The sequence below is a fragment of the Streptomyces sp. NPDC050485 genome, assembly GCF_044458185.1.
Taxonomy (GTDB): Bacteria; Actinomycetota; Actinomycetes; order Streptomycetales; family Streptomycetaceae; genus Streptomyces.
In genome coordinates this window covers 85,848-112,070 of the sequence record NZ_JBITHR010000001.1, presented here as the reverse complement: position 1 = coordinate 112,070, position 26,223 = coordinate 85,848, and the positions used below count along the sequence as shown (strand labels likewise).

The window sequence follows — 26,223 nt, the reverse complement described above, 5'->3', positions numbered from 1 at the left end:
CGGGGGTTCGACCCCCCATCTTGCGACACTCCACCCCTGGAAGCTCAAGCGATTATCGAGCTGGAGTCAAAAGGAATAGCAAAGAGCCCGCACCGGGTCCGCGTCAAGCACCCTGGCCGAAGGCACCCGGGTGGATCTCGTCACGTGTCGCGATGTACTGCTGACGCACCGCCTGACCCGCCGCCAGTTCCTCCCCCGGCTCGAAGACCTGCGCAGCGGCGCCCTGCCAGGCCGGCGGGGTGTGCGCGGCGAGCGTGCCCTGCGAGACGCCGAGCGCCCAGGCCGCCTGCCGCGCCGCGCCCAGCGCCGCGTACTCGGCGGGCTGGGGCACGACCACCTGCGTACCGAAGAGGGCCGGCGCGGCCGCCTGCACGGCGGGCAGTTCGGCCGCGGCCCCGAGCAGGAACACCCGCCGGACCTCCACGCCGCGCCCCCGCAGCACGTCCAGGGCGTCAGCCAGCGAGCAGAGCATCCCCTCGAAGGCGGCCCTGGCCAGGTGCTCCGGCTTCATCGACTCGCGCCGCAGCCCGGTCAGCGTCCCGGCCGCGTGCGGCAGCCGGGGCGTCCGCTCGCCTTCGAGGTACGGCAGCAGTACGAGACCGCAGGCGCCGGGCGTGGATTTCAGGGCCAGCGCGCTGAGTTCGGCGAGGTTCTCGACGCCGAGCATCTCCGCCGTGCCGCGCAGGGCACGGACCGCATTGCTCGTATGCACGACGGGCAGATGCATCCCGGTGGCGTCGGCGAAGGACGTAATCATTCCGCTCGGATCGGCCAGCGCCTCGTGATGCACGGCCATGACGGAGCCCGAGGCGCCCAGCGAGACCACCGCGTCGCCCGGGCCGACGCCGAGCCCGAACGCCGCCGCCATCGTCTCGCCGGTACCGGCCGAGATCAGCAGCCCCTCGGGGGTGGTGCCGGCCGCGTCCGAGGGCCCGAGCACCTCGGGCAGCGCCACCTGGTGCCCGAGCGCGAGCTCGACCAGATCGGGGCGGTAGAAACCGGTGGCCGCGGACCAGTAGCCGGTGCCGGACGCGGCGCCGCGGTCGGTGGTGCGGCGGGCCGGCCGGCCGAGCAACTGCCACACCAGCCAGTCGTGCGCCTGCAGGACACCCACGGTGCGCTGGGCGGCCTCCGGCTCGTTGCGCGCCAGCCAGCGCAGTTTGGCCACCGCCTGCGCGGCCTGCGGCACGCAGCCGACGGCCTGCGCCCAGGCCTCCCGGCTACCGAGCCCGTCGACCAGGTCGGCCGCGGCGACCTGCGCCCGCTTGTCGTTCCCGGTCAGCGCGGGTCGTACCAGAGCGCCCTGGCCGTCCAGCGCGATCAGGCCGTGCTGTTGGGCGGAGACACCGATGGCCTGGACCCCTTCGAGGAGCCCGCCGGCCGCGGCCTCGCCGAGCGAGAGCAGCCAGGCCTGCGGATCGACCTCGGTCGCCTTCGGCTCGACGGGATGCGGGGCGTACCCCTGCCGCAGCACGGCACCCGTGTCCGTGTCGCAGACGACGATGCGAGTGAAGGCGGAAGAGCTGTCCAGCCCGGCGACTATCCCCATGGTTGACGATTCTGCCGCACGCGAAGGGCTGCTGGGACGCCGGTGGCCGGGACAACGCTGTCAGCGGGTCTCCGGGGTCTCCGGGGTCTCCGGGGTTTCTCCGGGGTGCGCAGGGTTCCCGGCGTTCCCCGGGTCAGGTGTTGCTGGTGCCCCAGTCGTCCTCGGAGCCCTGGCCGCGCTCGCGCAGGGAGCGCATCCGGTCGGCGACGGAGGCGGGCACCCGGTCCCCGACCTTGTCGCTCACCGCGTGGAAGGCCTTGCCCGCGACCTCGCGCGAGGTCTGCGCGGCCGATTCCGCGGTGTTCCGCACAGCGGGGTTCTGCGCCATCTGACGTGCGGACTTCTTCAACTGCTCGTAACGCTCGCGCCCGGCCCGGGTTCCGAGCACGTATCCGAGAGCCAGTCCGACGGCGAACGTGAGCCGGTATCGCATGGCGGTCACCCTTCCCTAGCGTGTGTGCCGCGCCTACCCGCACGGCCCCGTGATCACCCGGGGCGGAACCGATTGGCGGAGCACCCCCCTGCTTGCGCTAATGTATGTGTCGCAGCGAACGCACGCCGCCCGGGATCACCCGAGGTGGGTACGTTCGAAGCAACGAGGCATTCCCCTGTAGCTCAATTGGCAGAGCAGCCGGCTGTTAACCGGCAGGTTACTGGTTCGAGTCCAGTCGGGGGAGCTCGATCTCCTGTAGCTCAATTGGCAGAGCAGCCGGCTGTTAACCGGCAGGTTACTGGTTCGAGTCCAGTCGGGAGAGCAGCGGAATCGGACCCTTCGGGGTCCTTTTTCGTATCCGGCGGAACCGCTGGGATCTCCGCGCAGTCCTCATGGTCGTGCGATGCCGACCATCCGAGGCAGGAGATCGTATGAGCGGCTATGCTGCGGCAGACGGCGCGCACAAATGTGCGCGACGCGCCGTTAGGGGCGGTAGCTCAGCCGGTTAGAGCAGCGGACTCATAATCCGTCGGCCGTGGGTTCGAGTCCCACCCGCCCCACTGCGAGGCGCAGGTGCAGAAACGATCTGGCCTGCGCCTTTGGCGTTTCCGGGGAGCCCGGCAACCTCTGGTGGGGAGGGGCTCAACGGGCCCGCTGGGAACGAGTGGAGGGCCTCCTTCGAGCGATCACCCGCACGGCCCACCGCACCCCCGGACGGGTGCTCCGAAGCCGGCCGAGCGAGGCCTCGGAGCGTGGCGCGGGATCCCCGCGACCGGTCCAGCGGCTGGGTCGAATTGTGCTTGCACACCGGTGGCCCGAAAAACGGGCCCGGCACATTGGCGGTTTCCCGCCGCCGTTCACCCGGCACCCGTACTTCGTCTCACCCCGCACCCGTACTTCGCACCCGTACCTCGTCATGCCCGCTGTCGAGTCGCCCGGCACGCGGGGCGGCCGCGGAACGGAAGAAGCCCCCAGTGGCGCGCACGGTTCGTGCGACTGCCGGGGGCTTCTTCGTCGGGCCCGGGGATTACGGAGTTTTCACAGGGCGGACTGGAACGCCGAGGCGCTCGGGACGTTGGTGGCGGCTGTGGTGACGCGGTCGAGGGTGGCCGGGACGTGACCGGTGTGCTGCGCCGCGGCCCGCGCGGCGAGCGGCACGCGCCGGGTGGTCTGCGGGGTGGCGGCGCTGCGAGTGGCGGCGGAGATCAGGGTGTTCATGGCTGGCCTTCCGGGTGATGCGTCGCCGCCCCCGCCGGATGACGGCGGGGGCGGGTTCTGACGCGTACTGATCGGGGGAAGCGTAGCGGCGGCCGAGGGCTGCGGCGCGCGCATGTAGACGTGGCATAAAGGTGGTCCCCGCCACCGGAACGGGCCGCCACGCCCCCTACCTGAGGCGATGTGCGCGCGGGGGCGTGTTCGCCGGTGCCGTACGGCCGCACATCGGTCGGGAAATCGGGTTCCGGGCCATTGACCCGCCCGGGGCACGGACCCGGTGGTGAGCGGGGCTTGCCGGAGGCGGGCCGGGCGTGGACATTACGGGTCATGGCTGTAGTCGTACTGCTCGGAACGCTGGACACCAAGGGCGAGGAATACGGCTGGATACGCGAGCGGCTGCTGCGTGCCGGGGTCGGCGTCGTGCTGGTGGATGCCGGGGTGATCGGTGAGCCGCGGGTGCCCGCGGATGTGCCGCGGGCGGCGGTGGCCGCGGCGGCCGGGGCCGATCTGGCCGCGTTACGGGCCGTCGGGGACCGGGGCTCCGCCGTCACGGCGATGGCCGACGGAGCCGCCGCGACCGTCCAACGCCTCTACGCGGAAGGCGAGTTGCACGCCCTCATGGCCATCGGCGGCAGCGGCGGCACCTCCATCGCCACCCGGGCGATGCGCGGACTCCCGCTCGGCGTACCGAAGTTGATGGTGTCCTCCATGGCGGGCGGTGATGTCGCCCCGTACGTCGGGTCCTCGGACGTCGCGATGATGTACAGCGTCGTCGACATCGCCGGGATCAACCCCATAACGCGCTCGGTGTTCGCCAACGCGGTGGACGCGGTGGCCGGGATGGCGAAGGGGTTCGCCGCCGCCTCCCGGGCGCTCGGACCCGGGCAACTGGGCTCCGGCGGACGGCCGTTGATAGCGGCCAGCATGGCCGGGGTCACCACCCCGGGCGTGGACGTGGCGCGCGGGCGGCTGACCGAGCTCGGCTACGACGTGCTGGTGTTCCACGTCAGCGGGGCCGGCGGACGCCCCCCTGGAGGCCCTCGCCGAGCAGGGGATGTTCGCGGGCGTACTGGACCTGACGCTCAGCGAGCTCGCGGACGATCTCGTCGGGGGGGGCCTGACCGCCGGGCCCGACCGGCTGCGCGGGGCCGGGCGGCGCGGCGTTCCCCAGGTGGTGAGCCTCGGCGCGCTCAACATGGTGAAGTTCGGGCCGCTCGCCTCGCTGCCCGAGCGGGTGCGCGGCCGCGATGTCAGGGTGCACAACCCGTCGATCACGGTGGTCCGCACCAGCGAGGGGGAGTGCGCGGAACTGGGCCGCAGGGTCGCCGCCAAACTCCGTGCGGCGACCGGGCCGACCTCGGTGTGCCTGCCGCTGCGCGGACTCTCCACGCTGGGCGAGCCGGGCGGGCCGTACCACGATCCGGCCGCGGACCGGGCGCTGTTCCGGGCGTTGCGCGAGGGGTTGCGGGGCAGCGGCACGGAGATCTTCGAGTACGACACCCACATCAACGACCCCGCGTTCGGGCGGGCGGCGGCGGACCGGCTGCATGCGGTGGTCTCGGCCGCGGTCTCGGCCGCCGGGGAGCCCTCGTGAGGTGAGCCCGGGCGGGACTCGGTGACCGGACGCGCACGTCGGGGCGGCCCGCGCTGTGAGGCCGCCCCTATCTGGCCGCTCGGGCCGGGGGTTAGCATCCCGCGTGACCGAACAAGCCGAACAACCCGCCGAGACGAAAGCGCCGCCGGACGCCACCGGGGCCGACACCGGGGCGGTACCGAACACCACCGGCGCCGACACCGGGGCGATACGGACGAGGCGGAGCATATTCGCCGACCTCACCCCCTTCCGTACCTCCCCGGACTACCGCCGCCTCTGGTTCGGCAACATGGTCTCCTGGGTCGGCAGTGCCATGACGGCGCTCGCGATCTCCCTCCAGGTCTACGACCTCACCGGCTCCAGCTTCTCCGTCGGCCTGGTCGGCATCTTCACCCTCGTACCTCTCGTCGTGTTCGGCCTGTACGGCGGTGCCATCGCCGACACCGTCGACCGCCGCAAGCTCGGCCTGCACAGCGCGCTCGGGTCCGCCGTGCTCTCCGCCGCCCTGTCGGCCGGGGCCTTCGCCGGGCTCGCGAACGTCTGGTTCCTGTACGCCGTCATCGCGCTCCAGTCGGTCTGCCAGGCGCTGAACGCCCCCGCCAGGTCAGCGATGATCCCCAAGCTGCTGCCGCCCGAGCAGCTGCCCGCCGCCAACGCGCTCAACTCCATGATCATGACGACCGGCACGCTGGTCGGCCCCATGCTGGGCGGGCTCGTCGTCGGCTTCGCCGGGTACAAGACGGCGTACCTCATCGACGCGATCACCTTCGCCGCCTCCCTGTACGCGATGTGGCGACTGCCCGCGATGCTGCCCGAGCGGACCGGCGCCAAGCGGGCCTCGGTCCTGGACGGGCTGCGGTTCCTGGCCACCCGGCCCAACCTGCGGATGACGTTCTTCAGCGACTTCTGCGCGATGATCCTGGCCCACCCCCGCGCCCTGTTCCCGGCCGTCGCCGTCCTCTGGTACGGGGGCGACGCCCGCACCACCGGACTGCTGGTCGCCGCGCCCGCCATCGGCGCGCTGCTCGGCGGGGTGTTCTCCGGCTGGCAGGGACGCGTCCACCGGCACGGGCTCGCGGTGCTGATCTCGGTCGGCGGGTGGGGCGCCGCCATCGCGGTGTTCGGGCTGACCCGGAACCTGTGGCTCGGCCTGTTCATGCTAGCGCTCGCCGGGTTCTCGGACACCGTCTCGATGGTTTTCCGCAACACGATGATGCAGGTCGCGGCGCCCGACGAGATGCGTGGCCGGCTCCAGGGCGTCTTCATCGTGGTGGTCGCGGGCGGGCCCAGGCTCGGTGACTTCCTCGCCGGTACGGTCGCCGACCTCACCTCGCCCGCCGTGATGATCGTGGGCGGCGGCCTCGCCTGCGTCCTCGCGGTGACGGTGCTCGGCCTCAGCCGCCGCGGCTTCGCCCGCTACGACGCCCGCAACCCGGTTCCGTAGCGGGCTGGTCGGGGCCCGCGCCCCCGCTTCGGGGCTCCGCCCCGGACCATCAGGCGCCCAGTACTCCCCTCGCCACCCCCAGTTCCACCAAGTCCTGGGGGCGCAAGCGGAGTTGGGAGGCTGTGTGCTCGATGTCTGCCGGGGGGCGCTTCAGGATTGCCGCTGCCAGTTCCGGCGCGATCACCGAGAAGTAGCTGTCCGCCGTCACCCAGGTGCGGCCCGGGGACGTCAGGGCGAGGGCGCCGCCCGAGCCGCCCTCGCCGATGACCAGCGTGGTCACCGGCACCCGCGCGGCCGCCAGCGCGGCGAACGCGTCGGCGATCGCCGCGCCCTGCCCGGCCCGCTCGGCCGCCGCGTCGTTCGCCGCGCCCGGGGTGTCGACGAGGGTGAGCACCGGGATGCCGAGCCGGTCGGCCAGCCGGACCAAGCGGGCCGCGGTGCGGTAGCCCGCCGGGCGGGTCGCGGTGCCGGTCTGGGCGGCGTACGCGTAACTCGCGCCCTCGTGCAGGCCGAACCCGCACAGCATCCCGGGGTCGACACCCCCGCAGCGGTCGCCGGCCAGTGCCTGCCGGTGCGGGAAGTACGCGTCCAGGTAGGCCTCGGCGCGCGGGCGGCCCGCCGACCGCGCCCGCCGCACCGCCTCCCACCCGTCGGCGGGCAGCCCCGCCGACCCGAACGCCTCGGGCACCGGGGCCGGTTCGGTCCGCCGGCCGCCGCCGAGCAGGGTGAGCCACCCGGCGAGGACACCCCGCAGGTCCTCGCCGGGCACGATCGCGTCGATCTGGCCGGCGGCCAGCTGGCCCTGCGCCCCGTAGGCGGCCGGGTCCGCGTCCGCCGGGCGCACCCGGGAGCCCGCGAAGCCGATCTGGGCGCCCGGCAGCGCCAGGATCACATCGGCGCCAGCGCCGAGGGTGGCCCAGCCGCCGCCGGTCGTGGGGTCGCGCAGTACCGCGATCTGGGCCAGCCCGGCTTCCCTCAGCAGCGTCGACTGCCGTGCCACGCGCTGGAGTTGGCTGAGGGCGAGCATGCCCTCCTGCATGCGGCTGCCGCCCGTGGCGATCAGCGAGACCAGGGGCAGGCGCCGCTCGCGTGCCGCCCGGTACGCGGATTCGAGACGGTCGCCGGTGCGCTGGCCGAGGGAGCCGCCGAGGAAGCCGAACTCGAAGGAGATCAGCACGCAGGGCCGCCCCTCGACGGAGGCGAGGCCGCAGACGACCGACTCGTCCTCGCCGGTACGCTCCGTCGCCCTGGCGCGTGAACGTCCGTACCCTGTCCAGGAGATGGGGCCGTCCTCGGGGAAGTCCCGTTCGGGCAGGGCGAATTCGGTGAAGTCGGCGGCGACCGTCGCGATCGCCGCGCGGGCGGACATGCGCTCAGGCAGGCGTTCGGACATGCGCTCAGACATGCAGGGCTCGCTTCATGATCTTGCCCATGTCGTTCCGGGGCAGCTCGGTGAGGAAGTGCACGACGCGCGGGCGCTTGTGCGGGGCGAGTTCGGACGCCACGTGGTCGGTCAACTCGCTGATGGATGGCGGGGATTGGGGGTCCGTCGGCACCACCCAGGCCACGATGCGCTCGCCCAGGTCGGGGTCCGGCTCGCCCGTCACCGCGGCCTCGCGGACGCCCGGATGGTCGAGCAGCGCGTTCTCGATCTCGCCCGCGCCGATCTTGTAGCCGCCGCTCTTGATGAGGTCGGTGGCCTTGCGGCCGACGATCCGCACCTGGCCGTCCGCGTCCCGGCTCGCCAGGTCGCCGGTGCGGAACCAGCCGTCCTCGGTGAACGCGGCGGCCGTGGCGTCCGGCCGGTTCAGATAGCCGCTGAACAGGTTCGGGCCGCGTACCTGGATCTCGCCGATGCCGTCGGCCTCGTCGGCGAGGCGCAGTTCGACGCCGGGGAGCGGGGTTCCCACCGTGCCGGGGTGGGCGTCGTCGCTCTCCCGTACCGCGCACAGCATGAGCGTCTCGGTCATGCCGTAGCGCTCGATCACCGCCCGGCCCGTCGCCTCGGCGATACGGCGGTGGTCGGGCGCGGGCAACGCGGCGGACCCGGACACCAGCAGGCGCGCGCCCGTCAGCGCCTTCGCCAACTCCCGGTCCTCGCCCACCGCTTCGGCGATCCGGTGGTACATCGTCGGCACTCCGAACAGCATCGTCGCGCCCGCCGACAGCTCCCGCGTCACGCCCTCCACCGAGAACCGGCCGAGGTGGCGCACCGAGCCGCCGCGGCGCAGCGGGCCGAGAATGCCCAGGATCAGCCCGTGGACGTGGAACAGCGGGAGGCCGTGCACCAGGACGTCGTCCGCCGTCCAGCCCCAGGCGTCCTGGAGCGCATCGAGCGTCGCCGCGATGGCCCGGCGCGGCAGCACCGCGCCCTTCGGCGGGCCCGTGGTCCCGGAGGTGTAGACGATCAGCGCGGCCGCGTCGTCGGCGGGCTCCGGCGGCAGCTGCCCGGCGGGCCCGGAGAGCGGTACGTCGATGCGTACCACATCGGCCAGGGCGGGCGGGAGTTGGTCGCCCTCCGCGGCCAGGACCACCGACGGCGTGCTGTCGCGCATGATGTGGGTCAGCTCCCGCTCGCCCGTCTTCGGGTTCAGCGGCACCGCGGGCACGCCCGCGACGAGGGCGGCCACCACGCCGACCACCGTCTGCGGGGTCGGTGTCGCCCAGACCGCGATCCGCCCGGCGCCCGCGAGGCGGCGGGCCAGCGAGCCCGCCGCGCCCGCCAGTTCGGCATGGGTCAGCGACAACTCGCCGAAGCGGATGGCCTCCCGCGGCTCGGCGGCGTACAGGGAGGGCAAGAGAGGGGACACGTACGGGACTCCTCGCGGTCGACGGCACGGGCGGGCGCCGGACGGTGCCGGGCCCAGGCCATCGACCCTACGCGGCGCCGTCCGGACGCGTGATCCGCATCCCGCCGTCCGCGGTTCGCGGGCGCCTGCCTGCTACGGCGGCACCCGCCCGTTACGGCGGCGCCTGCCTGGTGCAGGGGCACCCGCCCGTTACAGCGGCGCCTGCCAGGTCAGGGTGGTGCCCCGGATGCCGTCGTCGCGCATTCCGTTGTCCACGACGGTCAGCCGCACCCCGGCCCGCCCGTCGGGCAGTTCGGCGCCCGCATCGATGGCCACCCGCACCGACGACACCCCGGCCCTGCGGTGCGCCGCCGCCAGTGCGCCGCGCAGCGCGGCGATGAGCTGGGTGTCCACCGGCTCGGTGACCAGGGTGTCGACCGCGCCCTCGAAGCGCACCGAGGGCCGGAAGCCGAGCAGCGCGCCCGCGCCGGCCGTCTCGCGCAGGACCCGGCCGCGCAGGGTGGTTGGCGCGTCTGCGGGCGGCTGCTGGAGGGCGAAGATCGCGGTGCGCACCTCCTGGATGGTGGAGTCGAGCTCGTCCACGGCCCGGGTGAGCGTCTCGTCCGTGTCGTCGGCCGCGGCCTTCTCGGCCCGGCGCCGGGTCGACTCCAGCATCATCTCGGTGGCGAACAGCCGCTGCACGACCAGGTCGTGCAGATCGCGGGCGATCCGGTCGCGGTCCTCGTACACCGCGAGCTGTTCGCGGTTGTGCTGGGCGTCGGCGAGTACGAGGGCGAGGGCCGCCTGCGAGGCGAACTGGGCGGCGAGCAGCCGGTCCACCTCCGTGTAGGGGGCGCCGCCGCGCCGCCGGGGCAGGGCGAGGGTGCCGATCAGCTTGCCGCCGCTCTGGAGCGGGAGCAGCATGCTGGGCCCGAACCGGCTGCGTACGTGCGTGGTCATCCGCGGGTCGGTCGCCGAGTCCTCCACGAACACCGGCTCCCCGCCGAGGAGTTGGACCAGGACCGGCGAGCCGGGCTCGATCGTGGTGCCCACGATGTCGTCGGGGTCGTCCGGCGCGGAGGCGGCGACGATCTCCATGCCGCCCGCCGCGGTGGGCTGGAGCACCACCCCGGCCGCCGCGTCCGCGAGCAGCCGGGCCCGCTCGGCCACCGTCATCAGCGCGTTGGCCGCGGTGTCGCCGGTGAGCAGCGAGGTGGTGACGGCCGCGGCGCCCTCGATCCAGCGCTCCCGCAGCCGTACGGTCTCGTACAGGCGGGCGTTGCCGATGGCGATCCCGGCCTGCGCGGCCAGCACCCGCAGCAGCGCCAGGTCCTCCTCGGTGAAGGGGCCGCCGCGCTTCTCGGTGAGGTAGAGGTTGCCAAAGACCTGGGTGTGCACCCGGATCGGTACGCCGAGGAACGAGTCCATCGGGGGGTGGCGGGGCGGCACTCCGGCCGAGCGGGGGTCGGTGTGCAGATCGTCGAGCCGCAGCGGCCGCGGGTCGTGGATGAGGGCGCCGAGCAGCCCGGTGCGGCCGTCGGGCAGCCTGCCGATCCGTTCGCGTTCGGCGTCGGTGAGCCCGGCTGTGAACAGTTGCGTGAGCCGGTCGCGCTCGGGGTCGAACACTCCGAGCGCGCCGTAGCGGGCATCGGTCAGCTCGGTCGCCGTGTCCACGATGTGCTGGAGGGTGGTGCGCAGTTCGAGCTCGGTTCCGACGGCGAGCACCGCCGCCAGGAGCACCGGCAGCCGGGGCGGCGCACTGGCCACGCCTGCCGGGCCGGCCGTACTGTCCGGGCCAACTGCGCTGTCCGGGCGGGCCGTACGGTCGGCGTTGTCCGTATTATCCGGACTATCCGGGTTGTCCGCTCCGTGCAGGCTGTCCGTCCGCCCCGGGCTGTCCGAACAGTCTGGATTCTCCGTACGGTCCGGATTCTCCGCTTCAGTCATCCTTCGAGGATCCCTCACCGCGGCCGTCCACCCCGGTCGGGGCTGCTGTCGCGCCCTTCACTCGGCCAGCGGGTCGAGGACCATGGGATGGATGGTGCCGTCCAGCATCGCGCCCAGGCCGAGGATCGCGCACACGTCGGGGCGCTCCGCGATGTGCACCGGCATGCCCGTCGAGGTGCGCAGCATGTGGTCGAGGCCGGGCAGCAGCGCGCTGCCGCCGACCATCATGATGCCCCGCTCGGCGAGGTCGGCGACCAGATCGGGCGGGCACTCCCGGAGCACCTTGCCGATGCCGTCGAGCACGGCGGTCAGCGGGGTGTGGATGGCATCGCGTACGGCGGCCGTGTCGACCAGGACCGAGCGGGCCAGGCCGGTGGCGACGTCGCGGCCGTGGATCTCGGTGGACTCGGGGCCCTGCGGGGTGAGTCCGTTGCCGCTCAGGGCCACTTGCAGGGGGCGCACGGACTGGCTCGGCAGCATCAGTTCATGCTGGTGGCGCAGGTGCTGGATGACGGCGTGGTCGATGGCCTCGCCGCCGACCGGAATGCGTACGGCCGTCACGATCGCGCCCAGCGAGAGCACGGCGATCTGGGTGGTGGCCGCCCCGCACACCATGATCATGGTGGCGGTCGGCTGTTCCACCGGCAGCCCGCAGCCGACGGCCGCCGCGATCAGGGTGTCCACGAGCTCGACCCGGCAGGCACCGAGCCCCAACAGCGTCTCCGTCGCGGCGCGCTGGGCGAGCGGGTCGCTGTCGTGCGGGGTGCAGGCGGCGGCGCGCAGCCGGGGCTTGCGGCGCAACTGGCGGCGCAGCTTCTCGCCGAGCAGATGGCGGAGCATGCGCTGGGCCATCTCGATGTCGACGACCGTGCCGCCGGACACCGGGCGGGCCACCCGGATGTATTGCGGGGTGCGGCCCGTCATCTGTTCGGCGAAGGCGCCGACGGCGATCAGCGCGCCGGTACGGGTGTTGACGGCGGCCACGCTCGGCTCGTCCACCACGAGCCCGGCACCCTTGATGTAGACCCGGGTCCTGGCGGCTCCGAGGTCGACGGCTACATGGCAACGGCGCAACTGCTCAAGACTGACGGTCACGGCGAATCCTCCCGAGAACGGTACGTAATTCGCATCATGTGACCGTTCGGGAGTGGGCGCGCGCTGGGCTGCGCCGGTCGGGGAGCAGCCGACTGACGACCAGCCAGAAAGGGGCGCCCCGCAGGTCGGCCCCTGTCCCGCCGACCCTGGCCGGCGAACCGGCGAACCGGCGAACCGGCGAACCGGCGAACCGGCGAACCGGCGGAGCTCGGCTGCCGGTCCGTCAGCCAGTTCAGTGGTGTCCGTCCGATGACGTACGGGAATGTCAGGGCAGCAGCCGCTGGAGCAGCCCCCAGGTGAACTCCGCCACGCGCTCCCGGCCGCCGGGCAGGGTCAGGGCCAGCTGCCAGCGGGTCGGCGCCGAGCCCTCCATCGGGCGGGCCGGGGCGAAGGCCCGTGCCACCTCGTCCACCGTGCACGACCAGGGCCGCAGATCCTCCTCCCCGCCCAATTCGGGACCCGGTATGCCGGGGGCTCTGACCAGCCACTCGTTCCACACCGCACCACCAGGCCCGGCCAGCACCTCGAACCGCAGCTGTGGCCAGAGCGGCACCGGCCACAGCTGCGCCTCGCAGTGCAGATCCCCGATCGTGCGCGGCACGACCGCCTCGGGTGCCCCCAGCACCGAGCGGTAGCGGGACAGGGCGCCGCGCGAGCGGGAGGACCGGAGCATCGCCTGCCAGTGCTTGTTGGCCTCGCGCATGTCGGCTATTGAGGCGCCCAGCTCCTGGCGGGCGTCCTCGACGAGCCCCGGCTGGTGGTCGGCCATCCGCCGCAGCAGCACGAGTTGGAAGTCCAGCGGGCCGAACGGCCGCGTCACGGTTTCCGTCATGACGTCCATCCTGCCCGGCCCCACTGACAACGCCCCGGTCCATGACGATTCGTCACGCCGCCACGCCACGGAATTGGACCTTCCACACAGGATCCACACACCTCCGGCCCCTTTTCTTGGCCGACCGCCGAATAGCCTCCCGGGGCCATGGATTACTGCCACTCCTGCCAACGGCACCTCAACGGCGCCCTGGCCTGTGCCGGGTGCGGAACCCCCGCGGAGGAGCTCTGGCGCGCGCCCGAGGACGAGCTCCTCGTGTACGCGGGTGCGCCGTCCGGCCCAGGCCGCGCGGAGGTGCTCGCACCCTCCGGCCACCGGCGTGCCCGCAGAGGCCGGCGGGCCCGGCGCGGACGCGGGCGGGTGATCCTCTTCGGCGCGGCCGGTCTTGCGCTGGTGGCCGGGGCGGTGGTGGTCGTACAGATCGCCACGCAGCCGTCGGGCGTCGACCGGGCGTCCGCGGTGCGGCAGGACCAGACGATCTCCGACCCGCAGCCGCTGCCGTCGGGCAGCGCGGCGGCCGTGCCGGTCAAGCCGAGCGGCAAGCCGGTCTCGCGGGAGCGGAAGCGGGGGCGGGAGGCTGGTTCGGCCTCCGGGGAGCCCGGGCGGACCGGCCGCTCCGGGCCCGGCGGGGGCGATCCGCGCGGGAACGGTTCTGCGGCGGGCCGGGCTTCCGACCCGGCCGCGCCCGGCCCCGTGCCCTCCGGGTCCGCGCCGCCTCCCGCGTCGCCGGGGCCGTCCGGGGCGCCCGCGCCGGGTGGGCCCGCGCCGTCCGGGGGGCCCTCGACGCCGGGGGCGCCACCGCCACCGCCGCCCCCTCCGGCGCCCAAGCCGACCAAGACCTGTACGCCGTTCCTGTTCTGGTGCGTCTGACTCACCGCTGCCGGGGGCGCCGCTCCCGGACCCCTGCTCCTCAAACTCCCCCAAGGACTACGTCCAGGGGGGACCCCCAAGGGGCTCGATCACTCCGCCGACAGCATCCGCCGCAGCAGATCCCGCAGCACCGTCCGCTCCTCCGTCGTCAGTTCAGCCAGTGGCTCCCGGGCGAAGTTCAGGGAGTCTCGCAGGCGGGTGGCCGTGGTGAGGCCCTCGGGGGTGGGGGCGGCCAGTTTGACGCGGCGGTCGGCCGGGTCGGGGCGGCGTTCCACCAGGTCCCGGGCTTCGAGGCGGTCCACGATGCCCGTGATGTTCGACGGCTCGCACTTCAGCTTCTGGGCGATCCGCCGCATCGGCATCGGTTCGAGGGAGAGCAGACCGAGGACCCGGGCCTGCGCGCCGGTGAGGGAGTGCTCGGCGGCGGCCCGTTCGTACTCCTCGTGGTAGCGGCCGACGACCGTGCCGATCAGCTCCACGACTTCGAGGCTCAGGGGATCCATTCGTGGGGTCATGCCCCTCAGCGTACCCAGTTACTTGACAATCTCAAATATCGAGGAGCATTGTTCTTTCAGTACCTGAAGCATCGACCCGATGCGCTCTGGTATCCGATCTGAACGTATTTGCTCGCAGGAGGACGCACCCTCATGGCCACCTCGTCCGCACTCCCCGCCACCAGCCGTGAATGGCACCTCGTCGCCCGCCCGAACGGCTGGCCCGTGCCGTCCGACTTCGCGCTGCGGGAGGCCCCCGTCGCCGCGCCCGCCCCGGGCCGGATCCTGGTCCGCAACCTCTTCATGTCGGTCGACCCGTACATGCGCGGCCGGATGAACGACGTGAAGTCGTACATTCCGCCGTTCCAGCTCGACAAGCCGATGCAGGGCGGTGCGGTCGGCGAGGTCGTGGCCTCGAACGACGAGAAGTTCGCCGTCGGCGACCACGTCCTGCACCCGCTGGGCTGGCGCGAGTACGCCGACGTCGAGGCGCAGCACGCCACCAAGGTGGACGCCGGTCTCGCCCCGCTCTCCGCCTACCTCGGCGTGCTGGGCATGCCCGGCCTCACCGCGTACGCGGGCCTCCTGGACGTAGCCTCCTTCAAGGAGGGCGACGCGGTGTTCGTCTCCGGGGCGGCCGGCGCGGTCGGCAGCCAGGTCGGCCAGATCGCCCGGCTCAAGGGCGCCTCGCGGGTCATCGGCTCGGCCGGTTCCGACGAGAAGGTCAAGTGGCTGGTGGAGGAGCTCGGCTTCGACGCCGCGTTCAACTACAAGAAGGGCCCGGTCCTGGAGCAGCTGCGCGCGGCCGCCCCCGACGGCATCGACGTCTACTTCGACAACGTCGGCGGCGAGCACCTGGAAGCCGCCATCTCCACGCTCAACGTGCACGGCCGCGCCACCCTCTGCGGCGCGATCGCGGGCTACAACGACACCGAGCCCACCCCCGGCCCGCGCAACATGATGATGATCATCGGCAAGCGGCTGCAGCTCAAGGGCGTCCTGGTCGGCGACCACTACGGCATGCAGCAGCAGTTCGTCGGCGAGGTCGCGGGCTGGCTGGCCTCGGGCGGGCTCAAGTACAACGAGACCGTTGTCGACGGCATCGACAACGCCGTCGAGGCCTTCCTCGGCATGCTGCGCGGCGAGAACACCGGAAAGATGGTCGTTTCTCTCGGTAAGTAAGGGCGAGCGGCTGGGGTGACCCGGCGCACACTCCGCCTCACGGTTTCCGCGATCCGATAAGGTTTTTCCACATCACGGCGGCCGTGAGGCGCGAGCGGCCGCGAACCCAGGAGGAGCACCCCAGCATGTCCATCCAGAAGTCCGAGGTTCTCTACACCGCCGTCGCCACCGCCGAGAACGGCCGGGACGGCCGCGTCTCCACCGACGACGGCCAGCTGGACGTCGTCGTCAACCCGCCGAAGGCGATGGGCGGCAACGGCGCGGGCACCAACCCGGAGCAGCTGTTCGCCGCCGGTTACAGCGCCTGCTTCCAGGGCGCCCTCGGTGTCGTGGCGCGCAACGAGAAGGCCGACATCTCCGGCTCGACCGTCACCGCGCACGTCGGCATAGGCAAGAACGACGACGGCTTCGGCATCTACGTCGAGATCACCGCGACCATCCCGAACGTGGACCGCGCCACCGCCCAGGACCTGATCGAGAAGGCCCACCAGGTCTGCCCGTACTCCAAGGCGACCCGCGGCAACATCACGGTGAACCTCGCGGTCGCGTAACGGCGTCCCGAGTGTGCAGGGCCGCGCCCCGGCGGGCGCGGCCCTTTGTCATGCTGGTCCGCATGACCTTTCCCGAGAGCGCCCCGTACGACCACGGCCTGCTCGACACCGGTGACGGCAACCGCGTCTACTGGGAAGTCTGCGGAAACCCGGACGGAAAGCCCGCCGTCGCGGTGCACGGCGGGCCGGGCTCCGGCGCGACCCCCTTCTGGCGCCGCCACTTCGACCCGGCCCGCTACCGCGTCGTCCTCTTCGACCAGCGGGGCTGCGGCCGCTCCACGCCGCCCGTCAGCGACCCGGCGACCGGCCTCGCCGCCAACACCACCCACCACCTGATCGCCGACATGGAACGGCTGCGGGCGCACCTCGGCATCGCCAAGTGGCTTGTGTACGGCGGCTCCTGGGGCGCCACGCTCGGCCTGGCGTACGCGCAGGCGCACCCCGAGCGGGTCGGCGAGGCCGTCCTCTTCTCGGTCGTGACGACCACTCGCGCCGAAGTGGAGTGGATCACCGAGGGTGTCCGGGTGCACTTCCCCGACGCGTGGGCCGCCTTCCGCGCCGCCGCCCGGCCGCGGCCGGGTGAGCGCCTGGTCGACGCGTACGCCCGGCTGCTCGCCGACCCCGACCCGGCCGTGCGCGAGGAGGCCGCCCTGAACTGGTGCCGCTGGGAGGACACGCACGTACGGGAGCCGGGGGCCCCGCTCGCCGGGGACTTCGGCGGCTCGCGGTACGCCGACCCCGCCTTCCGGATGACCTTCGCCCGGCTCGTCACCCACTACTGGCGGCACGCCGCCTGGCTGGAAGACGGTCAACTGGTCGACGGCGCAGCCGCGTTGGCCGGTATCCCCGGTGTGCTCATCACCGGCGCACAGGACATCAGCTCGCCGCCCGACCCGGCCCGGGCGCTCGCCGCTCGCTGGCCGGGCTGCGAACTCGCCGTGATCGACGACGCCGGCCACGGCCTGGCCCACTCCGGGATGAGCGGGGCGGCTCAGGGGGCGCTCGACCGGTTCGCGCGCTACTGAGCGATCGCCGCGTCGTGGACCGCGCGCGACAGCTGCTCGTTTCCGCTGTGCCCGAAGGCGTCCGCGCCCAGTGACGGGTACGAGGCGCCGAGCGCCTGGAAGCCGAGGGCGAAGGTGGTCGGGTTGCCGAGCGCGAGGTTTTTGTCCTGCCCGCGACTCCGGCCGGCCGCTGCGGATCCCGCTCGGTATCGGTACCCCGGTCCCGCTCGGCGTCATCCGGCAGTATGAGCCGTCAACTCCTCTGCCGTGAACCGGAGTTGGGCCAGGAAGGCGGCCGTCGCGGGGGAGGGAGACAGACCGCGCGGGGTCGCCGCGTAGACCGCCCGGTGGGGCACGTCGTCCGGGTGGACGGTGGCCAGCGTGATGTCGGCGCGCACCGAATCCGCGGCGAGCGCGGGCAGCAGGGTCACGCCGAGCCCGGCCGCGACGAAGCCCTGCTTGGCGATCCAGTCCCGGACGACGTACGTGGTGTGCGGCCGGAACCCCGCATCCACGACCGGCCGCATCAGGGTGTCCTCCGGCCGCGTGGACCCGGCCACCCACTCCTCGTCCGCCAGCTCGGCGAGCCTCAACTCCCTGCTGCCCGCGAGCCGGTGGCCCTTCGGCAGGGCGACATACATCGGCTCGTCGAGCAGGTGGTGCAGGGTGCAGCCCGCCAGAGCCTGGCCCGCCGTGTCGCTGACCACGGCCACATCGAGGTCCCCGGCGGCCAACAGCCGCAGGTGCTTGCCCGAGGGGCCTTCCGTGCGGGCCACCGTCACCCCGGGGTGCAGGGTGCGGAACGCGGCCAGGGTGCGCGGGAGCAGCGCCGCGTCGGCGGTCGCGAACGCGCCGACGCGCAGCAGTCCGCCGTCCAGCGTGCGCAGCGCGTCGAGTTCCGCGCGGGCCGTCGCGAGCCGGTCCCGTACTGCCTCGGCATGCGGAAGCAGCACCCGCCCGGCCTCGGTCAGCTGAACACCCCGGGGCAGCCGGTCGAACAGGGTTACTCCCAACTCGCTTTCCAGAGACTGCACTTGGCGCGAGACGGCCGACTGGGTGTAGCCGAGCGCGGCGGCGGCCGAGGTGAAGGACCGGTCGGCGGCGACCCGCAGGAAGATCTCGTACAGGCTATGCGTGGTGGGCATGCCAGCCATGCTAGACATTCGCTTGTTTCATGGCTTGGCCGGCTCGTAGCGTCGCACCCATGACAATCAAGGTCGCTTTTCTCGGTCTCGGCAGCATGGGCGCGCCCATGGCAGCCAGGCTGCTCGCCGCCGGTCACCCGCTGACCGTGTGGAACCGTACGGCCGCCAAGGCCGAGCCGCTCGCGGCCCGGGGAGCGGCGGTCGCGGCCACCCCCGCCGACGCCGTCCGCGGGGCGGATGCGGTCATCACCATGCTCGCCGACCCGGCGGCCGTGACGGCGGTCGCCCGCAGCGCCGGGCCCCAACTGCGCCCGGGCGCCCATTGGATCGAGATGTCGACGATCGGCCCGGACGCCGTACGCGACCTCGCGGGCCTGCTCCCCGAAGGCGTGACGCTGGTCGACGCGCCGGTTACGGGCAGCGTCGACAAGGCGACTGCGGGGGAGCTCGGCATTCTCGCGGGGGGCCCGGCCGACGGGGTGGCGGAACTGCTCGGCCACCTCGGCACTGTGACCCGCTGCGGGCCGCTCGGCTCGGCCGCCGCGCTCAAGCTGGTGCTCAACGCCGCGCTCATCGGGGGCGTGGCCGTCGCCGCCGAGGCGCTCGCCCTGGCGGACACCCTCGGCGTACCGGCGGCGACCGCCGAGAACGCGCTTCTGGGCAGTGCGCTGGGCGGCGCCGCCCAGCGGGCCTTCGCGAGGGACTCGTCCTTCCACGCCTCCCTCGCGGCCAAGGACATCGCGCTCGCGACCGCGACGGCCCCGCTGCCGGTCCTGGCGGCCGTCCTCGGCCACCTCCGCGCCCACCCCGACCTCGCCTCGCAGGACCTCGCCCGCACCGCCGACCGCATCCGCGCCGACCGATAGGAGCACTCCCGTGCAGATCACCCTCGACAGCCCGGCCGGCGCGCCCCAGCCGTTCAGCCCGTACTACTCGCAGGTCGCCCGCGTCGAACTCGACGGCGGTGGAGCCCTGTTGTACCTCTCGGGGCAGGTCGCCGAAGGGGCGGACCTCACCGAGCAGAGCCGCGGCGTCTTCGAGGCCATCGGCGCCCTGCTGGCCGCCCACGGCGGGACCCTGGACGACATCCTCAACATCCGTACGTATCTCACCGACATCACCCGGCTCGCCGAGTACGCGGCGGTGCGCGGGCGCTGTCTGACGGCCACCCCGCCCACCAGCACCACGGTCGAGGTACCCCGCCTCTTCGTGCCGTGGGCGCTCATCGAGGTGGAGGTGGTGGCCGCGGTCGGCGGGTGACCACCACACGCCGGGCCCCGGGCCGACCCCGACCCCGCACATCGGGCCTGTGGCCGCGAATGGCATGATCTGGCCGTCATGACGAATGCCCGGTCGCCGCTGCGCACCCTGCGGGCCGCGATGTTCGCGGCGTTGTGCGTGGCATTGGCCGCGGTGGGGCATTCGTCCATGTCCGGCCATGACATTCCGCTGCCGGTCCTGCTCGCCGCGTTCGCCGCGACGGGGGCACTGGCCTGGTGCGCGGCCGGACGTCAGCGCGGGGTCGCCGCCATCGCGGGCGGCCAGGTCGCCGCGCAGGGCGCCCTGCACTTCCTCTTCGCCCAGACCCAGCCGATGGCCGGGATGGCGGCGGTGGCGGGTGCTTCGGGCCCGACCGGCGGCCGTGTGATGCACGAGATGCCCGGCATCGCGGACCCGTCGGCCCCGATGCCCATGCCCATGTCGACGATGACGTGCGGGGCGCGGTACGCACACCTCATGCCGGACCCGCCCGATGCCCATGCCATGACTGATATGCCGGGCATGGCCGGTGACATGGCGGGCGCCGCGAGCCACGCGCACTCCATGGCCATGGACGCCGCCGCGCACACCATGTCCGGCGGCATGCTCGCCGCGCACCTGCTCGCCGCGCTCGTCTGCGGCATCTGGCTGTGGCGCGGCGAGGCCGCCGCCTTCCGGCTCGCGCGGGCCATCGGCGCGCTCGGGGTGCTCGCCGCACAACCGCTGCGCAGGGCCCTCGCTCTCGTACGGACCTGCGCACCCGCGCTGCCACGGCCCGCGCGCCGGCCGCGCCCGCACACCCGCCCGCGCCCGAGGCTGCGCGGTGCGGTGCACAGCCATGCCTTCATCCGGCGAGGGCCGCCGGGCCGGGGAGCCATCCGAGCCACGGCCCCCGGCCGAGTCGCCTTCGCCTGATCCGGCGCCCGGCGTGGCCAGGGGTCCCTTCACCCATGCCCACGCCCAACGTGAGGATCACCATGTCCGCCGACACCCCGGCGCGCGGAGCCGCGCCCACCGCCGCCCCCGCACCACCCACCGCCCAACGGCCCTCGATCTGGGCCGGATTGCGGCCCCTCGTCCTGCGGCTGCACTTCTACGCGGGGGTGCTGATCGCCCCGCTGCTCTTCGTCGCCGCCGCCACCGGACTGCTCTACGCTCTGTCCTTCCAGGCCGAGAACGTCCTGTACCGGCACGAACTGCGGGTCCCCGCGGGCGACACCGTGCAGCCGCTCACCGCCCAGGTCGCCGCCGCGAAGGCCGCGCACCCCGAGGGCCAGGTGACCGCCGTCTGGCCGTCGCCCGAGAAGGGCGCCACCACCCGCGTCCTGATGAACGCCCCGGGCCTCGGCGCGGGCGAGTCCCTCGCCGTGTTCGTGAACCCGTACACCAATGAAGTACGCGGCGCGCTCCCCAGCACCGGAAGTTCCGGCGCCCTGCCGCTGCGCACCTGGCTGTCCTCCTTCCACGCCGACCTCAAGCTCGGCGAATTCGGCCGCAACTACAGCGAGCTGGCTGCCAGTTGGCTGTGGGTCGTCGCCCTGGGCGGAGTCCTGCTCTGGGTCGGCCGCCGCAAGCGGACCCGGCTGCTGCGGCCCGAGCGCGGTGCCACCGGCCGCCGCCGCACCCTGTCCTGGCACGGCTCGGTCGGGCTGTGGGCGGCGGTCGGCCTGGTGCTGCTCTCCGCCACCGGCCTCACCTGGTCGCGGTACGCGGGCGAGAACATCGCCGAGCTGAAGGACCGCATCGGCGGCGTCACCCCCACCGTCGCGGCGGCCACCGCGGGCGGGGCGGGCGGCGGCGGCCACGAGCACCACGAGGGCATGGTGATGCCGCCCGCCGCGCCGCCCGCCACGATCACCCTTGACCAGGTGGCCGCTACCGCCCGCGCCCAGGGCGTGCGGGCGAGCATCCAGATCAGCCTGCCCAGTCAGGGCAAGGGCTTCGTGGTGGCCGAGCGCGACACCGAGTTCCCCGTGCACCTCGACTCGGTCGCCATCGACCCCGCCGACGGCCGGGTCATGGACGTGCTGCGCTTCTCCGACTATCCGCTCCTCGCGAAGCTGACCCGCTTCGGTATCGACGCGCACATGGGCGTCTTCCTCGGCCTCACCAACCAGCTCGCGCTCGCGGCACTCGCCGTGGCACTGATGGCGCTGATCGTGTGGGGCTACCGCATGTGGTGGCAGCGCAGGCCCACCAAGGGACGTGCCTTCGGTGTCGGCCGCCCGCAGCCGCGGGGCGCCTGGCGCAAGGCGCCGCTGCCGGTGCTGCTCGGCCTCGCGGCGCTGACCGCGGTGGTCGGCTGGTTCGTCCCGCTCCTCGGGATCAGCCTGCTCGCGTTCCTGGCCGTGGACGTACTGCTCGGCCTGCGCGGCCGGGTACGCCGGGCCTGAACTCCTGTGGGCCCGCACGCGGTTGACGCGTGCGGGCCGCTGGGGTCCCTGCTCGGCGGTCTTGTGGAAGTCCAGTGCGGTACCCGCGCCCTGAAGGGGCGCGGGGCTGTGACACCATGCGGCTCCGCCGCGTGGGCGCGACCAGCCTCCCCCAAGCTCTCAACTTCGTTCGAGCAGGGGGGACCCCCATCGGCCCGCAGCCGACGAACACATCTTCCCGCGGAGCGCCTACGCGGCCACCCGCACGATCGCCCTCATCTGCGCCACGATGTCCAGCCGGTTGCGGACGAAGACCGGGTCGGTCACCGAGCCCGTCGCCGGGTCGGTGTTGCCCGGACCGAACTCCAGGACCGGCGTGTGCACATGGCCGCCCGGAATGCTCAGGCCCAGGCGGTCGCGGAGCAGGGTGGCCCGGTAGGCGATCTCGTTGGAGAGGTAGTCGCCGCCGCCCCCGGCGCGGGCGGCGGAACCCGGGGTAGGCCCGTCGGGGCGGTCCACCGGCTCCGTCGCACCGGCCGGGATCTCGGTGACCGAGGTGTGGTCGTACACCGGGAATCGACCGGTGCCGGCGGCCACCATCTTCTTGTACGGCAAGGTCGTCGCGGTCCACTGCGGCTGTGTCGCCGGGTCGCTCACCGGGACCTGCCCGGTGTACGACACGTTGTCGTTGTCGGGGAAGCCGCCCCGCCAGGCGCCGTTGAACCGTTCGACGTCTATGCGGCCGACGCGGCCCTGGCTCACCGTCGTGAAGAGGTCCACCTTCGGCAGCACCGGCGCCAGGGCCCGCTCGACCACCCCGTCCGCGAAGTCCTGCCAGCGCACCGGGAACGTCACGGTCTCGATCCGTGCGAGCTGCCCGTCCGCGGTGCGGATCCAGGTGCCGTCCAGGGCGAGCGCGGTCGCCCCCGAGGGGTTGCTGATCCGGATGTCGCGGTCCAGCGTGAACGGGTCGAAGCCGGTCAGCAGGATCCGCTTGAAGCCCTTGCCCTTCGGATAATCGACGCTGGTCTGGCCGCGAGACGTCTGCTCCAGGCGGTCCAGGAGCGCCGCGCGATCGGCGGCGGACAGGCCGAACTCCGGCTGCCAGAGCCGCAGTTCACGCGTCAGGCCGAGCCGGGCCCAGTACAGCGGGCGGTCGTCGTCGCGGCTGAGGTCGCCGCCCGCCGGGCCCCGGCCCTGCACCCGGTCCACCGCCCGCCGCCACAGCCGTGTCCCCTCGCGTGCGACGAGCCGCTGGGCCGCGCCGTAGGACCGTATGCTCTCCAACTGGCGGGTGAACTCCGGTGCCACGCCGTCGAATCCGCTGCGCGCCAGGATCTCCTTCGGCACTGCCTGGTCCAGCCGCCGCTCCTCCACGGTGGGCGCCTGGGGCGGGGCCGCCGCCTGCGCGGGGGTGGGGCCGAGCAGTGTGCAGAACGTCATGGCCGCTAGTGCCCAGCCGAGCCGTGCCACCCGTACAGGTCGTCGCACCGGAGATCCTTCCGTCGGGGTCGGGGTGGCCCAGTATTCGCAATGAACCCGCCTGTGAACAGAGGGACTTATGAGGCGTCCGCGCCGCACAGTAGGGTCGCGAAGTCACGGAAGGCGGCCGCCATGTCCACGGCCTCCGGGTCGAGCAGCCACTGGTACTGGAGGCCGTCCATCACCGCGGCGAGCAGCGCCTCCTTCGTCGGGAAGTAGTGGAGCAGGCCCTGCTGGGTGAGGCCGACCCGCTCGGCGACCGCGCCGAACAGATAGCCGGGCCACCATGGAGCCCACAGCGGACTTCAACGAGGAGGTACGGCCGTGGCAGGCGCACCCGTTCCCACCCCCGACCACAGCGAGGCCGTCGAAACGGCCCTCGGCAAGCTCGATCTGGAGGCGAAGGCTCGGCTGCTCGCCGGGCAGGACATGTGGTCGCTGCCCGCGCTGCCGGAGATCGGGCTGAGGTCGCTGGTGATGTCCGACGGGCCGGTCGGGGTCCGCGGGGTCCGCTGGACCGCCGATGACCCCTCGGTCGCGCTGCCCTCGCCGACCGCGCTCGCCGCGACCTGGGACCCCGAACTCGCCTGCCGGGCAGGCTACTTGCTCGCCCAGGAGGCCCGCCGCAAGGGCGTCCACGTGCTGCTCGCGCCGACCGTCAACCTGCACCGCTCACCGCTCGGCGGCCGGCACTTCGAGTGCTACTCCGAGGACCCCTGCCTCACCGGCGAGATCGGCTCCGGCTATGTGAACGGCGTCCAGAGCGGCGGCGTCGCCACCACCGTCAAGCACTTCGTCGCCAACGACGCCGAGACCGACCGCTTCACCGTCGACAACGTCATCGCCCCGCGCCCGCTGCGCGAGCTCTACCTCGCCCCCTTCGAGGCCATCGTCGAAAACGCCCGCCCCTGGGCCGTCATGGCCGCGTACAACCAGGTCAACGGCGCCACGATGACCGAGCACCAGCACCTCCAGAACGAGGTGCTGCGCGGCGAGTGGGGCTTCGACGGAGCCATCGTCTCCGACTGGATGGCCGCCCGCTCCACCGTCGGCGGCATCCTCGGCGGCCTCGACATCGCGATGCCCGGCCCCAGGACCGTGTACGGCGAGGCGCTGGCCGCCGCCGTCCGCAGGGGTGACGTCGAGGAGTCCGTCGTGGACGACGCGGTGCGCAACGTCCTGCGGCTCGCCGCCCGGGTCGGCGTCCTGGACGGCGTGGCGGGCGCCGTCACCGAACTCCCGGCCCCCGTCGACGGCCGGGCACTGGCCCGCGAGATCGCCCGCCGCGCCTTCGTCCTCGTACGCAACGAAGTACGCGACGAACGCGCCGCCCTGCCCATCGACGCCGCCCGCGTCCGCACGGTGGCCCTCATCGGCGCCGCCGCCCGCGACGCCCGCGTCCTCGGCGGCGGCTCCGCGACCGTCTTCCCGGAACACATCGTCTCCCCGCTCGCCGGCCTCACCGCCGCGCTGCCCGAGGGCGCGCTGACCTACGCGGTCGGCGCCGACCCGAGCGATGAACTCGCCCCCGCCGACCAGGGGTTCGAGCTTCGCGCCGTCTGCCGCGACGCCGAGGGGAACGTCCTCGGTACGGGGTCTCTGCCCAACGGTCAGGTGCAGTGGCTCGGCGACGACCTGCCCGCCGGGGTGACCCACGAGGCGCTGCACTCCATCGAGGTCACCGGCACCTTCACCCCGCGCGAGAGCGGCGAGCACACCTTCGGCACGCGGGGCATCGGCGCGTTCACGCTCTCCGTCGACGGCCGCCTCCGGTGGGACGGCGTCCAGAAGATGAGCGACGCCTCGGACCCGTTCGAGGCGTTCTTCGGCGCCCCCGCCGAACGCGGCCGCGCCCGCCTCACCGAGGGCGTACCGGTCGAGGTGTCCCTGCTGCACCCTGTGCACAAGGAGGCCGATGCCCCGCTCACGGCCGTGATGTTCTCGCTCACCCACCTCGGCCCGCGGCGCGACCCCGACGAACTGATCGCCGAGGCCGTCGAGGCGGCCCGGTCCGCCGAACTCGCCGTGGTGGTGGTCGCCACCACCGACCGCGTCGAGTCCGAGGGCTTCGACCGCCGCGATCTGCGCCTGCCCGGCCGCCAGGACGACCTCGTGCGCGCCGTCGCCGCCGTCAACCCGAACACCGTCGTGGTCGTCAACTCCGGCTCACCGGTGGAACTTCCGTGGCGCGAGGTCGTCGCGGCGGTCCTGCTGAGCTGGTTCCCCGGCCAGGAGGGCGGCGCCGCCCTCGCCGACGTCCTGCTCGGCCACGCCGAACCCGGCGGCCGGCTCCCCACCACCTGGCCGACCGGCCTCGCGACCGCCCCGGTCACCGAGGTCCGCCCGACGCACGGCCAACTCCCGTACACGGAAGGCCTGTTCATCGGCTACCGCGCCTACGACAAGGCCGGAGTGACCCCCGCGTACCCCTTCGGGCACGGGCTCGGCTACACGAGCTGGGAGTACGAGTCCCTGGAGGTGACCCCCGCGCACGCCAGGGTCCGCGTCCGCAACACGGGTGCGCGCACCGGCCGCGAGACCGTCCAGATCTATCTGGCCCCGGTCGCCGACCCGGTGGAGCGGCCGCGGCGCTGGCTGGCCGGGTTCGCCTCCGTCGAGGCCCCGGCCGGAGCGTCGGTGGAGGTCGAAATCCCGCTGCGCAGGCGGGCGTTCGAGATCTGGGACGAGCCCGCCTGCGGGTGGACCTTTGTCCCGGGTCAGTACGAGGTGCGGGCCTGCCACTCCCTGGCGGATGCCCGCCTGACCGCCACGCTGGAAGTGTGAGCGGGGCGCTCCGCGGGGGTGCGGTTGTTCGGCTGCGGGCCGGTCCGGGCGGGTTGCTCCCCCACGTTCTCGGCTTCTCCCCCAAGGCCTTAAGGGCCAGGGGGGACCCCCACGAACAGGGGGGACCCCCATCGCGGCGGAGCCGCACCATGTCACAGCCCCGCGCCCCTTTGGGGCGCCG

General features: G+C 73.3%; 21 protein-coding genes, 3 tRNA genes and 2 pseudogenes. 14 read left to right on the top strand and 12 right to left on the bottom strand.

The features are described from left to right. Positions 1–103 precede the first annotated feature (103 nt). Together ACIBK6_RS00535 and ACIBK6_RS00530 are read right to left on the bottom strand one after the other, a co-directional pair. On the bottom strand, positions 104–1,549 hold the full coding sequence (locus ACIBK6_RS00535; protein ID WP_399047514.1) for an FGGY family carbohydrate kinase: 1,446 nt from the start codon (positions 1,547–1,549) through the stop codon (positions 104–106). 133 nt (positions 1,550–1,682) lie between these two features. Next, positions 1,683–1,982, bottom strand: coding sequence for a YtxH domain-containing protein (locus tag ACIBK6_RS00530; RefSeq protein WP_399048424.1), 300 nt, complete (start codon positions 1,980–1,982; stop codon positions 1,683–1,685). A 171-nt stretch (positions 1,983–2,153) separates the two neighbouring features. On the opposite strand from ACIBK6_RS00530, the gene ACIBK6_RS00525 reads away from it, so the two are divergent. The 3 genes from ACIBK6_RS00525 (at position 2,154) to ACIBK6_RS00515 (ending at position 2,542) form a co-directional block, all read left to right on the top strand. Further along, positions 2,154–2,226, top strand: a tRNA-Asn gene (locus ACIBK6_RS00525). Positions 2,227–2,231: 5 nt separating this feature from the next. Further along, positions 2,232–2,304, top strand: a tRNA-Asn gene (locus tag ACIBK6_RS00520). A gap of 164 nt (positions 2,305–2,468) precedes the next feature. Then, positions 2,469–2,542: transfer RNA gene (locus tag ACIBK6_RS00515), tRNA-Ile, on the top strand. A gap of 478 nt (positions 2,543–3,020) precedes the next feature. On the opposite strand, the gene ACIBK6_RS00510 is transcribed toward ACIBK6_RS00515, so the two are convergent. Further along, positions 3,021–3,200 carry a hypothetical protein gene (locus ACIBK6_RS00510; RefSeq protein WP_399047512.1) on the bottom strand — a complete coding sequence of 60 codons (180 nt, stop codon included), beginning with the start codon at positions 3,198–3,200 and terminating at the stop codon, positions 3,021–3,023. 324 nt (positions 3,201–3,524) lie between these two features. Here ACIBK6_RS00510 and ACIBK6_RS00505 point away from each other — a divergent pair. Together ACIBK6_RS00505 and ACIBK6_RS00500 are read left to right on the top strand one after the other, a co-directional pair. Beyond that, a pseudogene (locus ACIBK6_RS00505) lies at positions 3,525–4,791 on the top strand (Tm-1-like ATP-binding domain-containing protein). 208 nt (positions 4,792–4,999) lie between these two features. Next, on the top strand, positions 5,000–6,235 hold the full coding sequence (locus ACIBK6_RS00500; RefSeq protein WP_399048422.1) for an MFS transporter: 1,236 nt from the start codon (positions 5,000–5,002) through the stop codon (positions 6,233–6,235). Between the two features lie 49 nt (positions 6,236–6,284). On the opposite strand, the gene ACIBK6_RS00495 is transcribed toward ACIBK6_RS00500, so the two are convergent. The 5 genes from ACIBK6_RS00495 to ACIBK6_RS00475 all read right to left on the bottom strand — a co-directional run bounded on the left by ACIBK6_RS00495 (position 6,285) and on the right by ACIBK6_RS00475 (position 12,898). After that, entirely contained in the window at positions 6,285–7,616 is a 1,332-nt protein-coding gene (locus ACIBK6_RS00495; RefSeq protein WP_399048420.1) for a carboxyl transferase domain-containing protein, read from the bottom strand. 16 nt (positions 7,617–7,632) lie between these two features. Continuing rightward, positions 7,633–9,045 (bottom strand): acyl-CoA synthetase, encoded by a 1,413-nt coding sequence (locus ACIBK6_RS00490; RefSeq protein WP_399047510.1) that lies wholly within the window; start codon positions 9,043–9,045, stop codon positions 7,633–7,635. A 189-nt stretch (positions 9,046–9,234) separates the two neighbouring features. Continuing rightward, complete coding sequence (locus ACIBK6_RS00485) at positions 9,235–10,971, bottom strand: GAF domain-containing protein (RefSeq protein WP_399047509.1); 1,737 nt, start codon at positions 10,969–10,971, stop codon at positions 9,235–9,237. A 57-nt stretch (positions 10,972–11,028) separates the two neighbouring features. Continuing rightward, positions 11,029–12,066, bottom strand: coding sequence for a rod shape-determining protein (locus ACIBK6_RS00480; protein WP_399047507.1), 1,038 nt, complete (start codon positions 12,064–12,066; stop codon positions 11,029–11,031). A 265-nt stretch (positions 12,067–12,331) separates the two neighbouring features. Continuing rightward, positions 12,332–12,898 (bottom strand): hypothetical protein, encoded by a 567-nt coding sequence (locus tag ACIBK6_RS00475; protein WP_399047505.1) that lies wholly within the window; start codon positions 12,896–12,898, stop codon positions 12,332–12,334. A 147-nt stretch (positions 12,899–13,045) separates the two neighbouring features. Here ACIBK6_RS00475 and ACIBK6_RS00470 point away from each other — a divergent pair, with 147 nt between their 5' ends. Further along, positions 13,046–13,768 carry a hypothetical protein gene (locus ACIBK6_RS00470; protein WP_399047504.1) on the top strand — a complete coding sequence of 241 codons (723 nt, stop codon included), beginning with the start codon at positions 13,046–13,048 and terminating at the stop codon, positions 13,766–13,768. Between the two features lie 89 nt (positions 13,769–13,857). Here ACIBK6_RS00470 and ACIBK6_RS00465 read toward each other — a convergent pair whose 3' ends face one another. Then, on the bottom strand, positions 13,858–14,283 hold the full coding sequence (locus tag ACIBK6_RS00465; protein WP_399047503.1) for a MarR family winged helix-turn-helix transcriptional regulator: 426 nt from the start codon (positions 14,281–14,283) through the stop codon (positions 13,858–13,860). Between the two features lie 132 nt (positions 14,284–14,415). Here ACIBK6_RS00465 and ACIBK6_RS00460 point away from each other — a divergent pair, with 132 nt between their 5' ends. The 3 genes from ACIBK6_RS00460 to pip all read left to right on the top strand — a co-directional run bounded on the left by ACIBK6_RS00460 (position 14,416) and on the right by pip (position 17,020). Next, complete coding sequence (locus tag ACIBK6_RS00460) at positions 14,416–15,444, top strand: NADP-dependent oxidoreductase (protein WP_399047501.1); 1,029 nt, start codon at positions 14,416–14,418, stop codon at positions 15,442–15,444. 125 nt (positions 15,445–15,569) lie between these two features. Further along, entirely contained in the window at positions 15,570–15,995 is a 426-nt protein-coding gene (locus ACIBK6_RS00455) for an organic hydroperoxide resistance protein (RefSeq protein WP_399047500.1), read from the top strand. A gap of 62 nt (positions 15,996–16,057) precedes the next feature. Beyond that, the gene (gene pip / locus ACIBK6_RS00450; RefSeq protein WP_399047499.1) at positions 16,058–17,020 is read left to right on the top strand and encodes a prolyl aminopeptidase; all 963 of its coding nucleotides are present in this window, start codon (positions 16,058–16,060) and stop codon (positions 17,018–17,020) included. A gap of 212 nt (positions 17,021–17,232) precedes the next feature. On the opposite strand, the gene ACIBK6_RS00445 is transcribed toward pip, so the two are convergent. Continuing rightward, positions 17,233–18,144 carry a LysR family transcriptional regulator gene (locus ACIBK6_RS00445; RefSeq protein WP_399047498.1) on the bottom strand — a complete coding sequence of 304 codons (912 nt, stop codon included), beginning with the start codon at positions 18,142–18,144 and terminating at the stop codon, positions 17,233–17,235. Between the two features lie 59 nt (positions 18,145–18,203). Between ACIBK6_RS00445 and ACIBK6_RS00440 the strand changes: the two genes are divergently transcribed. The 4 genes from ACIBK6_RS00440 (at position 18,204) to ACIBK6_RS00425 (ending at position 21,797) form a co-directional block, all read left to right on the top strand. Beyond that, positions 18,204–19,010 carry an NAD(P)-dependent oxidoreductase gene (locus ACIBK6_RS00440; protein WP_399047497.1) on the top strand — a complete coding sequence of 269 codons (807 nt, stop codon included), beginning with the start codon at positions 18,204–18,206 and terminating at the stop codon, positions 19,008–19,010. A 10-nt stretch (positions 19,011–19,020) separates the two neighbouring features. Beyond that, on the top strand, positions 19,021–19,404 hold the full coding sequence (locus ACIBK6_RS00435) for a RidA family protein (RefSeq protein WP_399047496.1): 384 nt from the start codon (positions 19,021–19,023) through the stop codon (positions 19,402–19,404). Between the two features lie 78 nt (positions 19,405–19,482). Beyond that, complete coding sequence (locus ACIBK6_RS00430; protein WP_399047494.1) at positions 19,483–20,319, top strand: hypothetical protein; 837 nt, start codon at positions 19,483–19,485, stop codon at positions 20,317–20,319. A 35-nt stretch (positions 20,320–20,354) separates the two neighbouring features. Continuing rightward, a complete protein-coding gene (locus tag ACIBK6_RS00425) occupies positions 20,355–21,797 on the top strand; it encodes a PepSY-associated TM helix domain-containing protein (RefSeq protein WP_399047492.1) in 1,443 nt (480 codons plus the stop codon). A gap of 228 nt (positions 21,798–22,025) precedes the next feature. Here ACIBK6_RS00425 and ACIBK6_RS00420 read toward each other — a convergent pair whose 3' ends face one another. Further along, complete coding sequence (locus ACIBK6_RS00420; protein ID WP_399048418.1) at positions 22,026–23,219, bottom strand: pyroglutamyl peptidase; 1,194 nt, start codon at positions 23,217–23,219, stop codon at positions 22,026–22,028. 116 nt (positions 23,220–23,335) lie between these two features. Continuing rightward, a pseudogene (locus ACIBK6_RS00415) lies at positions 23,336–23,536 on the bottom strand (TetR family transcriptional regulator); the annotation flags it as partial. 46 nt (positions 23,537–23,582) lie between these two features. Between ACIBK6_RS00415 and ACIBK6_RS00410 the strand changes: the two are divergent. After that, the gene (locus ACIBK6_RS00410; protein ID WP_399047490.1) at positions 23,583–26,042 is read left to right on the top strand and encodes a glycoside hydrolase family 3 protein; all 2,460 of its coding nucleotides are present in this window, start codon (positions 23,583–23,585) and stop codon (positions 26,040–26,042) included. Positions 26,043–26,223 lie beyond the last annotated feature (181 nt).

Coding starts and splice junctions, on each gene's coding strand:
- ACIBK6_RS00535 (WP_399047514.1), bottom strand. CDS start 1,549: ATGGGGATAGTCGCCGGGCTGGACAGCTCTTCCGCCTTCACTCGCATC.
- ACIBK6_RS00530 (WP_399048424.1), bottom strand. CDS start 1,982: ATGCGATACCGGCTCACGTTCGCCGTCGGACTGGCTCTCGGATACGTG.
- ACIBK6_RS00510 (WP_399047512.1), bottom strand. CDS start 3,200: ATGAACACCCTGATCTCCGCCGCCACTCGCAGCGCCGCCACCCCGCAG.
- ACIBK6_RS00485 (WP_399047509.1), bottom strand. CDS start 10,971: ATGACTGAAGCGGAGAATCCGGACCGTACGGAGAATCCAGACTGTTCG.
- ACIBK6_RS00475 (WP_399047505.1), bottom strand. CDS start 12,898: ATGACGGAAACCGTGACGCGGCCGTTCGGCCCGCTGGACTTCCAACTC.
- ACIBK6_RS00470 (WP_399047504.1), top strand. CDS start 13,046: ATGGATTACTGCCACTCCTGCCAACGGCACCTCAACGGCGCCCTGGCC.
- ACIBK6_RS00465 (WP_399047503.1), bottom strand. CDS start 14,283: ATGACCCCACGAATGGATCCCCTGAGCCTCGAAGTCGTGGAGCTGATC.
- ACIBK6_RS00460 (WP_399047501.1), top strand. CDS start 14,416: ATGGCCACCTCGTCCGCACTCCCCGCCACCAGCCGTGAATGGCACCTC.
- ACIBK6_RS00455 (WP_399047500.1), top strand. CDS start 15,570: ATGTCCATCCAGAAGTCCGAGGTTCTCTACACCGCCGTCGCCACCGCC.
- pip (WP_399047499.1), top strand. CDS start 16,058: ATGACCTTTCCCGAGAGCGCCCCGTACGACCACGGCCTGCTCGACACC.
- ACIBK6_RS00445 (WP_399047498.1), bottom strand. CDS start 18,144: ATGCCCACCACGCATAGCCTGTACGAGATCTTCCTGCGGGTCGCCGCC.
- ACIBK6_RS00440 (WP_399047497.1), top strand. CDS start 18,204: ATGACAATCAAGGTCGCTTTTCTCGGTCTCGGCAGCATGGGCGCGCCC.
- ACIBK6_RS00430 (WP_399047494.1), top strand. CDS start 19,483: ATGACGAATGCCCGGTCGCCGCTGCGCACCCTGCGGGCCGCGATGTTC.
- ACIBK6_RS00425 (WP_399047492.1), top strand. CDS start 20,355: ATGCCCACGCCCAACGTGAGGATCACCATGTCCGCCGACACCCCGGCG.
- ACIBK6_RS00420 (WP_399048418.1), bottom strand. CDS start 23,219: ATGACGTTCTGCACACTGCTCGGCCCCACCCCCGCGCAGGCGGCGGCC.